Source organism: Streptomyces smaragdinus (genome assembly GCF_009604385.1).
GTDB lineage: Bacteria > Actinomycetota > Actinomycetes > Streptomycetales > Streptomycetaceae > Streptomyces > Streptomyces smaragdinus.
In genome coordinates this window covers 1-11,981 of record NZ_WEGJ01000076.1, presented here as the reverse complement: position 1 = coordinate 11,981, position 11,981 = coordinate 1, and the positions used below count along the sequence as shown (strand labels likewise).

Sequence of the window (11,981 nt, the reverse complement as noted above, 5' to 3'; positions counted from 1 at the left end):
TCCGAGCGGATCCGGTCGGCCTTGGCGTTCGCGTCGGCCACGATGTCCTCGGCCTGGCGCTGCGCGGTCTCCACCGTCTGGCGGGCGGGCCCGGTTGTTCACGGCTGGTGGACGCGGATGGCTCCCCGGCTGATCGGGGTGAGTGATGCGTTGTCGAGGTCGTAGCTCGATCCCCGGCCGGTGTCGTAGCGCGGGTTGCCGTCGGGGTGGGGTGACGCGGCCGGTTCCCAGACGACGAGGCGGAGGGCTTCCGGTTCCTGGGTTGCATACGCGACGAAGCCGTAGCCGTCCTCGCCGTTCAGTGTCCCGGTGCCGCGGAAGGCGGTCCTGCCGTCCGGGGTGACGACGAGCCAGTCCACACTCTGCCCGTCGAGTTCGAAGTCACCGCTGCTCAGTCGGTATGCGACCTTGCCCCCGGAGGCTGCCGGGCCCTCGTCGTCCGGCAGATACTTCGGATTGAAGGTGAACTTCGCGGTGCCCTTGCCCGGCGCCGTCAGCGTGGCGGGTGTATCGGTGGCGGTCTCCGGGTCCGCCGAGCCGCCGCCGGTGACGAAGCCCGCGTCGGGGTCGTAGACGACGACCATGACCTCGGCCCAGTCGGATCCGCCGTCGTCGTCGGTGACCGTGACCTTCATCGTGTACATACCGGCTGTGTCGAAGGTGTGGCCGCTGCCGCAGCTTCCGGCCTTTGCCGGGTACTCCTGTGTACTCCCGTCGTCCCAGGTCACGCGGCAGTTATGGGTGTCGTTCGCCCCCGGGTCGGTGAAGGTCGCGCCGAGGTCCACCGTGTCACCGGCCCGGTGGACGGACCAGTCCTGGTCCGCGCCGAGGGTCAGCACGGGTGCGGCGTTTTGCAGGGTCACCACCGCGCTGTCGCTCACGGGCCGGTTCGTGCCGTCGCGGGCTGTCAGGGTCACCCGGAATTCGCCGTCGTCGTCGCAGGTGAGCGTCGTGCGGGTGGCGGCGGCGTCGGCGAAGACGCACCGGGCGCCCTCGTCCACGCCGGCCAGCGGCTCGTATGTCCACTCGGCCTGCGGGGAGCCGCCGTCGTCCCAGACGGTGCCGTTCAGCTGGATCGTCTTGCCCTCGGTGCCGGTGCGGTCGGGGCCGGCGTCTGCCATCGGAGCGAGATTGCCGGTGTCGCTTCCGCCGTCGGTCGGCGGGATGTAGCCGTGGCCGGTGCCGTCCGCGTCCCAGTTGCACTGGTGGCGCTGGACGTCGGCGACGTCGTCGATCTCGTCCCACGGGATGTTCTCCCGCTCGGCCTCCAGGTCCCACGTCGGGCCGCCGCCCTCGGGGCCGACCACCGGGAATTCCGTGAAGATGTCCCAGCGGACATGGCACCAGAGCTGTTTGTACATGGAGTCACGCTGATCGGCGGTGACTTCCGCCGGCAGGGGAATGCGATGCTGCATTTTGGCCCACATGTCCTCGGTGATCTCCTTGGCGCGCTCTTCGGTGCCGGTGCTGAAGGCGTCCGAGGTGGGTGTCACCGAGACGGTCAGGCTGCGGTGGCCCACAGTGAAGTCCTTGTAGACGCTGCCGTGGACGAAGTACGCGCCTTCGGGCTCGTACGAGTACGTGCCGTACCAGTCCGTCTCCATCTCGTTGCCGACGATGTCGCCGTTCTCGTTCTCCAGATACAGCCACCAGTCCATCTCTTCCGGCTCCGCCGGGGCGTAGCCCGTTTTGATCACGTGGTAGCGCGGGACGGGAAAGATCCCGCAGTCGTCGTCGGAGACGGTCGCGGTCTTCTGTTCCCCTCCTTGCTCCCACAAAAGATGCGGGGTCCAGCCGTCTCCGCAGACGTCCAGCACCTGGAAGGAGTTGACACCCGGGCCCGGCCGCCAGTATTCGTGGAAGTAGGACAGCCCGGAGTTGAAGGTCGCTTTGGCCAGGAACTCCCCGTCCTCGCCGGTGACGACCGTATCGCTCGTCGCCGCCTGTGCCTGCGTGGCCAGGCCGGCCGGCAGCAGCAGGCCGACGACGGCCAGCAGGACCGCGCCTGCGAGTGTACGCAGGCGTCGCGGCCTGGTGCGTGGCTTGAGTGCGCGCACGTCTCCCCCTGTGATCGGATGAACGGACGCAATCACCGTGCCCCGAGGGGCCGTGGCCGGGCCAGACCGTTGCGCCTGAGCGCAAATGATGAGGTCGGCGGGGTTCCTCGGGGTCGTGCCTGGGGCGCTGGCGGGTCAAAGCACGGCTGCCTCCGCGCCGTCCGCGGTGACCCGCGCCGCGCCGATGCAGTCCGGGGCGTCGATCTCGTCGAAGCGGATGACCGGGTCTGTACGTGGTCGGTGGAACTGGGTCTGAGGAGATCTCAGATGTCGGATCAACCAGCTGAGCCCGGTGGCCCGGCCGGCGGGTGTCACTCCGGGCGCGCGGTATCCGGGGCCGTGCGCGGGCTGACATCCGTCGGCGGTGCCTGGCGCAGCGGCCCTCCCGCTGCTTCCGGTCAGGTCCGCGGGTGTTGTGTCTCTGCCCGTTGGGTGGCTACGTCGGGGATGACGGCGATGGCCTCGGTGAAGCGGTTCTGCCGGATGAGGAGTTCGGCCAGGTCGGTTGCGGCTCGTGTGCCGGGCAGCGGGCGCAGGAGGGCGATGGCCTCCTCGATGCGGCCGTCCTGGGCAAGCAGCCAGGCGATGGTCAGCTCGCGGTCGTCGACCTCGCCGGCCGGCAGCGCTTCGATCTGTGCGATCGCTTCCCGGGCGCGTCCCGACTCTCCCATCAGCCACCACCGGTTGGATCGCAGCCAGAATGCCTCGTTCTGCGCGAGGAACTCCGGGCTGCGTCCTTCCGTGAGTTTCAGGGCCTTGTCGTGCAGGCCCTGGTCGGCGAGCAGGAACATGGTTGCCTGAAGAAGGTTGCCGTCGTAGAGATCGTCGAACGTGTGCTCCACCGACGCGATGGCTTCGTCGAACCGGCCCTGGCGGATGAGTAACTCCATCAGTGCGTTCTCGTGCCCGCCCGGAGGATACTCGGCGGCGATGAGGTCACGCAGGTACGCCTCCGCTTCTCCGGCTCGGCCCAGGTTCTCCAGGGCCGTCACGTACCGGTGTACGGCGGCGTACGTCTGTGTGTCGGCGAGGTTGCGGAGTTCCTCGATCCGACCGTGCCGGGCCAGGAGCTCGGCGTAGAACGCGACGTTGTTCTGCGGCCCGTGCCGGCGTGCGGCCACGTCCGCGCCGAGCAGCCGGATTGCCTCGTTGGCACGGCCGGACCGCTCCAGGACCCGGGCCTGTGCGGGCAGGACCTCCCACGCGTCGGGGCACTGCTTCGGGTCGTGCCGGAACTCCTGTGCGATCGGGGCCAGCAGCTCCAGTACGTGTTCGTCGCACTCCTGGCCTTCGGTGATCTCCACCAGGGCTCCGGGCACCCGTCTGTGGCGCAGGTACGGCCCCAGCACGCCGATCGCCTCGTCCACCTGCCCGGCCCGCACCAGCGCCTGGGCATAGGCTTGCCACGCGTCGACCGCGTTCGTACGCGGTCCCCGAGGACGTGCCAGCTCCAGGGCCCGGCCGACGCGGCCCCATTGCAGCAGGACGTCGGTGCCCGCACGCACTGCCGGCTGCCAGCCGGTGGCCGCGAACGGCTCGATCACCGTCCAGGCCCGCCCGAACTCCCCCCTCGCGCACAGGCCCCGTACCGCACCCGCAGCGCAAAACCAGTCCCCACGCTCCCGCGCCGCGTCCACCAGTGCCTCCGGGCCGCCGCGTTCGAGGATCTCGTCCACGATGCGCGGCGGGACACCGCCGAGGTTGCTCAACTGCCACTGGAGATCATCTACGTTCACGGGAGGACCCTAGGCCCGGTTGCGATGTCTCCGATTCTGGGGGCGTCCAGTGTCTGGTAGTCGGTTGTTTGTTGGGTGGTTGTCGGTGGTGGGAGTTGGGTGGTGGAGCTGGTCTCGGGGTGGATCTGGGGTCACAGCTTGCGTGGTTTTCTGGAGTTGTTGTCCCGGTGTGTGTTCGGGGTGGGGAGGACTGACGACGAGTGGCTGGATCGTTGGTATGTGTGTCCCCTGGTCGGTGCGGACGTGACGGTGGAGGTGCGGTTGGTGCGGGTCGTGGGCGGCGACGGGGTGTCCGTCACCGTCGCGGGGCCGGAGTCGTCCGGGCTCCGTCTGCGGGTGGAGGTCCTGGTGGACGCTTGCGCGCCTGTTCGGGTGTTCGCGAACCGGGCCGGTAGGTGAGTCGTGACGCCCCCGGGGGTTTCACGACTGGCCCGGTGACGTCCGCTGGCAACTGTGTGGCTGAGGGGGGAGGGTGTGGGGAGGCTTCCGGGAGGAGTGTGTCGGTCCGGCTCGGATAAGGTGCCCGGAAGTCAGGCTGGAGGGGGTTGTGTTGGAGCGTCGGAGGCTGATCGGGATTGGGGCGGGGGTGGGGGTTCTGCCCGTCTGGTGGGCCCTGCGTCGGGTGGCAGACGGGGCCAAGGGGGACTGGCACACGGACACCGGACCGCTGGAGCGGGCGTTCCCGGTGCTGGGCCCGCTCACCGATGCCAGGTGGGTGAGCAGCCGGGACGGCGATCGGGGCATGCCGTCGCCGGAGCTGGTGATCTCGGGCTTCGCCCGGCTGGCACCGGGGAGACCTGCCGAGCTGACGGCGGCTCACGCCTTCGTCTCCGCGGGGCCGGGCGATGACTTCTCCTCGTGGTTCGAGGAGCCGCTCAAGGGTGAGGGGCCGGCGAATCCCCGATGGATCCGTTCGCGCGAGCTCGACCGCGACGGGAGTGGTTACTCCGCCAGGCTGTGGCTCGACCGTCGCAGCGCCACCGTGCGTTTGTGGGCACTCAACCCGTATGGCTGGGCCACGTCGATCGTGACCGGTGGGCCGTCCGGGTGGGGTCCTTGATCCAGATCATTTGCAGCGCGCAGGTGGAGGCCGGTGAAGCAGCTTTTCGGGGTTTTGTCGTATCGCGTGGCGACGCCGCGCCGGGCCCTGAGCTTGTTGATCAGGCGCTCGGCGGTGTTCCGCCTCTTGCAGGAGTCGGCCTCGTGGCCGGCGGGTCGGCCGTCTTTGCTGCCCTTTTCCTTACGGTTGGCGGCCTGGTCCTTCCCTCCGGGATGACAGACGTGATGCGGCGTTTGTGCGGGCAGGTGCGGTTGCTGCGGGGCGAGTCGCGTTGTCCCGGCCGCGTCGGGCCGGACGCGGGACGACCGACGGGCCTGCCAACCCGCACGTTTTTGACAACGGGGGTGCATTGCCGGCTGTCTGCGGCAGGCCGAAGGAGCCGCCGGGGGGTGGGACGGTGTCAGGCTGACGATGTCTGCGAGGTACTGCTCCGGCTCGCCCGGTGACGTGGATCCGGGACCTTGGCCGCTGGAGGGCGGCTGTTGGTCGGACCCGGCCCGTATCGTTGGGACATGAGTGGCAGCGGGGATGTGGTCGACTCGCCCGGCGTGCTGGCCGGGGCGCTGCGCGGGCTGATCGGCGGGGGGCCGCTCGAGCCGGTGGGGTTCGAGGGGATCCTGGCTTCCGCGGTCCGGCTGGTGTGGCTTGACCGGTCGGCCGTGTCGGTGGCGGTGGGACCGTCGGCAGGGCGGCCGACGACGGCTGTGCGTCTTGCTCTCGCCCGCCTTGCCGATGCCCTCGCGGGCCGTTCCCGGGGGCCGGGTTCCGCGCGGAACGTCCTCGTCACGGAGTCGGGCCAGGACGAACTCCTCCTCGACGTCATCCCGCTGCGCCGGGTGTACGAGATCGCGGCGCGTGTCTTCACCGATCCTGTGCCCTGCCTCCTGGCTACTCCGGACGGTCCCGGCGGTCTGCTGGGGCCCGCCGTGCTCCGGGACCGCCTTGCCGAGCATGCGGCCGCGGGAACGGTGCCCTGGCCGGACGATGCCGAGCAGGCGATGCTCCGGCTGCCCCGGGCGATTCCGGCCGCCGAGCGTGCCGCGCTGCGGGCGGCCGCCGGGCTGGCCGGGCCGGGGCCCGGCCTTGCCGGGGCGGCGGAGTTCGTGCTCTGGCAGCACCGGGAGATCGCCCGCCGCCGGCTCCACGACACCGACTTTCCCGGCGTGCCCGCGACCCGGCCCGCCCGGCCCGCCGTGCTGCCCGGTGCCCTGGCCGGGCCGCTGGCCGGTGTCCATCCGGTGGCGGCCGCGCGCGGTGTGGCGGAGCTCGGATGGCGGCAGACCGGGCACCGGGTGCTGTGGCCGTCCGTCGCGCCCGCGTATCCCGACGTGGTTGCCGCGCACCTCGTGCACGACCTGTTCCATCAGTGCGGGCCCGACGCCGTCCGTCCGACCGTGCCGCTGCTGGCGATCCTCGGAGAGGGCGCCGACGCGCCGCTGGGGCGGGTGGGGTCGGTGGCGGTGGCGTACGGGCTGGCGGCAGCCTTCCCGGCCGATCGTGCCGCCGCCGTTGCCGCGCTGGTCGCGCAGGCCGGCCGGGGGTGGTTCGACGCGGGTCTGCTCGCGGAGCCGGTGGCGTGGCTGTGGCGGCGGGACGTGACGTACCGGATCCGTCTGGGCCACGGGCTCCGCGAGGCCGCGGCGGCCGGGCTGGCCCGGGAGATGCAGGAGGTCACGCTGCGGACGCTGGACGACCTGGCCGACGACCCGGGGCAGCGGGGGCTCGCGGACCTGGTGACCCTGGCGGCGGACTGCGCCGGGCGGGCGGGCGTCCGGGGGGAACCACCGGTCGCGGAAGTGGTGCGGCGGCCGCGGGAGGTGCTGGGGTCGTCCGGGGGGTACGGCGATCGGCCGGGGGACGATCCCCGGACCTCGGGTCGGAAACCCTGGTGACCACATCGTCCGGGAGCGGCATTGCGGGGTGAACCGGAGTAATGCCTCGCAGCATGTTTGCTCGCACGAGACACTCGGGCTCACCTTGTCGGGGTCGTCCGTTCCTGGAGGGAGTTCTGTGGCATCCATCAAGGACATTGTTTTCGACAGCCCGCATCCGGCGTCGTCCGCCCGATTCTGGGCGCAGGTCCTGGACGAGTACGAAGTCGCGCCGTACGACGGGGCGGAGCTGGCCCGGCTGCGTTCCCTGGGTGTCAGCGGTCCGGAGGACGACCCCTGTGTCCTGCTCGTCGCCACGGACGGCAGGCTTGCCCCGCATCTTCTTTCAGCTGGTGCCGGAGGGCAAGCAGGTCAAGAACCGGGTCCATCTCGACCTGAGGACGACCGAAGCAGCTGCGGAGGTCGAACGGCTGTGTGCACTCGGGGCAACGGTTCGGGCCGAGCGTGAGGACTTGATCACGATGCAGGATCCCGATGGCAACGAGTTCTGCATCGTGCGCCCGTGAGCGGACCGGCCTTCGGTCTCGTCGAGGGCTCCGCCACCTCCCGACATGATCGACTTCAACTGGTCCGCAGGAACGGACGATTACTCCGGGTCCGCCTGGGCCTGCGCGCGTGTGTCGGGTGGGTCCGGGCCGGCATCCGATGCCGGGAGGAGCCGGCCGGAAAGCCGGCGGCCCCGGGTGCGGTCCGCTCGACGATCCGGGTGCGGTCTCCTGCGAAGACTCCCGCTGCATCGCCGTGGTGGCCGGCCGGCGGGAGGCGCCGCAGGAGTGCGGGCAGGTGGTCACCGACGTGATGCAGGAGGATATCCGGAGCCTGCTCGTACGATCGCCGGCCGGCTGCGTTGCTGCGGGTGTGGCGTACCTGACGCGGGTCGTCGGACGAAAGCTGAAGAAGATCCGGTTCCGGCCACACCTGATCACCGGCTGCCTGCCGGTCACCGGCCTCGGCCGCCTGATCGCGACACCGGACACCGCGGGTTCAAACCGAGTACTGCCTCCACCACCTGTCGGAAGCCGAGGACTGGATCAAGGCCCACGGCTCGGTGACGGTCCACTGCCCCGTGTGGGGCGCCGGGTCCGGCCTGCTGACGAACCGGCGGCAGCGTCGTACCACCACGGGGGTTTGGTACGGGCGCCGCCCCGCCGTCTGTGGCGCACGTACCGTGGTGGGCACCGCGGCTTTGCCGGTCCTGGCAGGCAGTGTGCAAGAGACACGGGAGGCAGTGATGTCCGAGCGCTTCACGGACGACGTCCGCGCCGTCCTCAGAGGTGCGAACGCACGGGCCGGGCAGCGCGTCGACACCCGGATCCAGCCCGGTGATCTGCTGCCGGCGCTTCTCGACGCGGAGAACACGCCGGGGGCGTTTGCATTGGCGGCCCTTGGCGTGCGACGCGAGGCCGTGACGCGCGGGCTCGACGAGGCGCCGCGCCGGAGGGGGCCCGGGTGGCTGCCGGCGGGGCTGCTGCGGCGCGGCCTGTTCACCAGGGAGGCGAAGAAGATCCTGGAGGAGTCCCTGCGGGTCGCGTTGGCCCGTCACGAGAGGACCTTCGGCGACGAGCATGTGCTTCTCGCGATGACGGTACGCCCCGGTGCCGTACGCAATGCGCTGGCCGCATGCGGCGTGACGTCCCAGGAGGTGGAGCGCGTCCTCGGACAGGGCTGAGACGCGGGCGCGGTCCGCCGGGCGTCACCCGGGACCTCGCCCGCACGATGCCCGCCGGAAGCGACGCCGCCTGCGCGGCCGCCCTCGGGGTGAGCAGGACCGACGACGAGTGGCCGGATTGTTGGTTTGCGTGTCTCCTGGCCGGTACGGACGCGACGGTGGGGGTGCGGTTGGTGCGGGCCGTGGGCGGTGACGAGGTGTCCGTCACCGTCGCGGGGGCGATGTCGCCCGGACTCCGTCTGCGGGTGGAGGTCCTGGTGGACGCTTGCGCGGCCTGTTCGGGTGTTCGCGAACCGGGCCGGTAGGTGAGTCGTGACGCCCTCGGGGGCTTCACGACGGGCTTGTCTTCCGGTCGGTGGCGTCCGTGGACAATTGTGTGGCTGAGGGGGAGGGTGTGGGGAGGCTTCCGGGAGGAGTTCGTCCTTCCTGGTGGAGGACGAGAAGGCCCGCTGCGTCGTCGTGTGACAGGGGAGACCGGCCACTGCCGTATCGGCAGCTCGAGCCGGCTGTGACGACGCCCACCGTCCGGGTGGGGCCGCTGGGCGCCGTCGTGGCCGGCTCAGACGGCCGCCCGGCGAGACGTTCGGCTGCCGGCCGAAACCCGGGCCGTCGCGTCTGGCCGTGACGGGGTCCGTCGGGTCAGGACCGCCACCGTGGCCCGCGTTCCGGGCTTCCCCTGTGCCGCGCGGGCCGTGCGGGTCGTGCGTTGCCGCAGGACCGTCGGCCGAGACGTTCATCCGACCCTGACGACCCTCGATTTCACCGGGTCCGATCCGACGGCGTTCCTGAACGGCGCTGCCGGGACTGGCACGATCCGGTCATGGGAAATATCTACGACTACTACGCGGCCGCCGACGACACGCAGGCCCTCGCGTTGTTCGAGGACGACGGCATGGCCGATCCGTTCGGCACGCTCGGCCTCAAAGGGGCAGACCCCTACCTGATCCTCAGAACCGTCGAAGCCCGCCTCACAGGAGTGTCCGAGGAGCGGGTGGAAGCCGACCCCCGCTTCTGCGGCCTCCTCAACGGCCCCGGGCACGACGGGCCCTGGCTCGTCTCGCTGACCGACACCCTTCGCGATGTCCTCGCAGCGTCCGCACCGGAGCGCCTGCTGGATGCCGCCACCGTATGGACCCGCACGCAGGACGGCGGCGGGACGGATCCGGGGCTCATGGCCGACTTCCTGGGACGCCTCGGTCAACTGGCCCGTGCTGCCGGGCCGCGGCAACGCCTGTACTGCGGGATGTCCCTGTAGGGAGCAGCACATCGGTGAAGTTCGGCGGCCGTGAGCAGGACGGGATGCCGGACAGCGGCGTGCACACCGACGACGGCCCCGATACTGCAGCCGGGCATGAACTGCGGCCGCTCGCCGGGGGTGTTGTGCTGGCGTTGGATCCGGACGTCGGGCTTGTCGGCCTCGCCGGCGATCTGTCACGGATCGGGTATCCCGTTTGGGGGGTGGAAGCCACCCCCGGAACTGCATGATCACGGGACACGACGGCCGCTTGTCACCTCGATCATCGGCGGCGGCAGTGATGGGGTGGTCGGGGGTGCCGGGCCGGCGCGGCGGTTGGTCCGGCGGGGTGGCTGGGGCGGGGTCCCACTTCGGTTCATCGTGACCCGAGGCAGGCATGTGGGGCCGGTTACGTGCGTATCCGAGGGGCCGGTTACCACCGCCGTAGCCACGGCAGGGGGCGGGCCGCTGGTGGGCTGTTGCTGGAGTGGGTTCGGGGTGGTGTGGTTCAGGACGGGCTGCCCGCCGTGGCCTGGGTTCAGTTGGTTGCCCAGTCGTATCCGAGGTCGGCGAGTTGGGTGCGTTGTTGGGGGGTGAGTTTGTCGCGTCGGTTTTTGTGGTTGCTCAGGAATACGCCCAGGCGTACCGACGTTCCGTCGGGCAGTTGTTCGACGTGGTGTCTGCCGACGGTTGTCTTCCCTTCTCGTGCGATGTATTGGGCCAGCGCTGCTGTGCCTCGCTCGAAGGCCGCCGCAGCGCCCCTGGCGGGCTTCGCGGGCGTGGGCTGCCGGGGGAGGGGCGTGATACCGAGTTGTTCCAGCCGTTCGCGTTGTCCGTCGGTCAGTTGCTGCCATACCGTCGGTTGGCGTTGTCTGGCCAGCCACCGGCCGGTGTCGAGGCCGCCCACCGTCACGCCGGGGAGGAGTTCGTCGGGGGTTGCTCCGTCTTCGATCAGCCGGCGGACGGCGGCGTAGTGGCGTTGCCAGCGGGCCGGCCAGGCGGGGTTCCAGTCGGGGTCGATGTCCGTGAGGGCGGTCTCCCATTCGGGGTGTCCGTCGAGGGCTGCGGGGCGGCGGAGGTTGGACAGCCACTGCCCGATCGGCCGGTCCAGCATCGACGCGGTGCGCGGCGCGCACAGCGTGCGGTGTTCTGCCGCGTAGGCGCGGGCGGCTTCCAGGTTTTCCTGGAAGCGTTCGTCGGTCACGGACCAGATCATGCCGAGTTCCTCGAGCCGGCGGGCGCGTTGTCCGTTCATCTGTCCGGCCTGGTACGTGCGCCGCTGTTCTGCGACCCATTGCCCCAGCGGGTGCGGTCCGGGTGGTTCCTTGTGTCCGTAGGGTACGCGGGCGTGGCCCTCGCGGTCGGTGTAGCGCTTGAGGGCGGTCCAGCCGCGGGCCCAGTCCTGGCGCTCGGTGTCGATAACGTTGAAGGACACCCATTGCGCGATCATCACGGGATCGCGCGGGGCGGCGAATCGCAGCAGGAGCCGGCCCTCGTCCTCGCCTTCGTCGGGCGGGGTGCCGATCCACCGGGACGGCTCGACGACGGCCTTGTGCGGTTCCTGCGGGACGGCGAGGAGCTCCACGGCCTCTTCGTCGTGGGCACGCAGGCCGGCGAGGATCTTCACCAGGGGGCGGAAACTCCCGGAGGTGAACATGTCTTCGGGCTGCTCGTCCCGTCGGAGGAAGACCGGCACGATCAGACGTGCCACCTTGCCCTGCCCGGGTGTCTGGCGCAGGGCCCGGCCGACGGCCTGGACGATGTCGTGCGGCGCTCCTTTGGGGTCGAGGAGGGCCACCGAGTCCACGGCCCGGATGTCCACGCCCTCGCCGAGGACCCTGCAGTTCGACAGCACCGCCGGCAGTGCCGTGGTCCCGAACGTCCCGAGGACCTGCCGTCGGTGTTGCGGGTCGTGGTCGCCGCACAGCCAGTCGGCCCGGTGTCGCCGTTCGGTTTTTCTGATCGGTGGTTGTGGTGTTGAGCTGGGTTGATCAGTTGGCTGGTTGGGGCTGGTGGTGTGGTGTGTGCCGGTGTGGGGGTTGGTGTTGTTCGCGGGTCTTGGCCGGGTGGGGCTGTGAGCTGTGGGTTTGGTGTTCCGGGTTGGTGTTGCTGGTGTTGATCGGTTTGGGTGGTTGGCCGGTCGGGTTTGCTGGGTGGCTGTTGTAGCGGTGCAGGGGTGTGGGGCCGTGGATGCCGATGGTGTTCATGAACCGTTCCGGGTTCGGTAGAGAGCTCAGTTGGTGGTTGTGACCTGCGGTTTCGTGGCTGTCAGGTAGTAGGTGTTCTCGTACTCGACGGGCGGGACGTGGCCTATCTCACCGTGCAGGCGTCGG

Annotated in this window: 10 protein-coding genes and 1 pseudogene; 7 read left to right on the top strand and 4 right to left on the bottom strand. The window is 70.4% G+C overall.

The genetic code is table 11. From position 1 onward, the window contains the following. Positions 1 to 98: 98 nt before the first annotated feature. Positions 99 to 2,057 carry a PKD domain-containing protein gene (locus SRB5_RS37670; RefSeq protein WP_153457868.1) on the bottom strand — a complete coding sequence of 653 codons (1,959 nt, stop codon included), beginning with the start codon at positions 2,055 to 2,057 and terminating at the stop codon, positions 99 to 101. 398 nt (positions 2,058 to 2,455) lie between these two features. Next, positions 2,456 to 3,793, bottom strand: coding sequence for a tetratricopeptide repeat protein (locus tag SRB5_RS35250; RefSeq protein WP_153457866.1), 1,338 nt, complete (start codon positions 3,791 to 3,793; stop codon positions 2,456 to 2,458). 99 nt (positions 3,794 to 3,892) lie between these two features. Here SRB5_RS35250 and SRB5_RS36070 point away from each other — a divergent pair, with 99 nt between their 5' ends. Beyond that, complete coding sequence (locus SRB5_RS36070) at positions 3,893 to 4,192, top strand: hypothetical protein (RefSeq protein ID WP_194293125.1); 300 nt, start codon at positions 3,893 to 3,895, stop codon at positions 4,190 to 4,192. A gap of 223 nt (positions 4,193 to 4,415) precedes the next feature. Further along, positions 4,416 to 4,853, top strand: a complete 438-nt coding sequence (locus SRB5_RS35245) for a hypothetical protein (protein WP_323379027.1) — start codon at positions 4,416 to 4,418, stop codon at positions 4,851 to 4,853. Here the strand turns inward: SRB5_RS35245 and SRB5_RS36930 are convergent. Next, positions 4,792 to 5,220, bottom strand: a pseudogene (locus tag SRB5_RS36930) (hypothetical protein); the annotation flags it as partial. The gene SRB5_RS35245 and the pseudogene SRB5_RS36930 sit on opposite strands and share 62 nt — an antisense overlap. A 145-nt stretch (positions 5,221 to 5,365) precedes the next feature. Here SRB5_RS36930 and SRB5_RS35240 point away from each other — a divergent pair. The 5 genes from SRB5_RS35240 to SRB5_RS35220 all read left to right on the top strand — a co-directional run bounded on the left by SRB5_RS35240 (position 5,366) and on the right by SRB5_RS35220 (position 9,899). Then, positions 5,366 to 6,745 carry a hypothetical protein gene (locus SRB5_RS35240; protein WP_153457864.1) on the top strand — a complete coding sequence of 460 codons (1,380 nt, stop codon included), beginning with the start codon at positions 5,366 to 5,368 and terminating at the stop codon, positions 6,743 to 6,745. Positions 6,746 to 7,053: 308 nt separating this feature from the next. Further along, positions 7,054 to 7,251 (top strand): VOC family protein, encoded by a 198-nt coding sequence (locus tag SRB5_RS37320; protein WP_267132640.1) that lies wholly within the window; start codon positions 7,054 to 7,056, stop codon positions 7,249 to 7,251. A gap of 725 nt (positions 7,252 to 7,976) precedes the next feature. Then, the gene (locus tag SRB5_RS35230) at positions 7,977 to 8,414 is read left to right on the top strand and encodes a Clp protease N-terminal domain-containing protein (protein ID WP_153457862.1); all 438 of its coding nucleotides are present in this window, start codon (positions 7,977 to 7,979) and stop codon (positions 8,412 to 8,414) included. 820 nt (positions 8,415 to 9,234) lie between these two features. Next, positions 9,235 to 9,669: a hypothetical protein gene (locus tag SRB5_RS35225; RefSeq protein WP_153457860.1), complete on the top strand. Its 435-nt coding sequence runs from the start codon at positions 9,235 to 9,237 to the stop codon at positions 9,667 to 9,669. A 14-nt stretch (positions 9,670 to 9,683) separates the two neighbouring features. Beyond that, positions 9,684 to 9,899, top strand: coding sequence for a hypothetical protein (locus tag SRB5_RS35220; RefSeq protein WP_153457858.1), 216 nt, complete (start codon positions 9,684 to 9,686; stop codon positions 9,897 to 9,899). A gap of 287 nt (positions 9,900 to 10,186) precedes the next feature. On the opposite strand, the gene SRB5_RS35215 is transcribed toward SRB5_RS35220, so the two are convergent. Next, a complete protein-coding gene (locus tag SRB5_RS35215; protein ID WP_407704031.1) occupies positions 10,187 to 11,611 on the bottom strand; it encodes a helicase associated domain-containing protein in 1,425 nt (474 codons plus the stop codon). Positions 11,612 to 11,981 lie beyond the last annotated feature (370 nt).

Coding starts and splice junctions, on each gene's coding strand:
- SRB5_RS35240 (WP_153457864.1), top strand. CDS start 5,366: ATGAGTGGCAGCGGGGATGTGGTCGACTCGCCCGGCGTGCTGGCCGGG.
- SRB5_RS35230 (WP_153457862.1), top strand. CDS start 7,977: ATGTCCGAGCGCTTCACGGACGACGTCCGCGCCGTCCTCAGAGGTGCG.
- SRB5_RS35225 (WP_153457860.1), top strand. CDS start 9,235: ATGGGAAATATCTACGACTACTACGCGGCCGCCGACGACACGCAGGCC.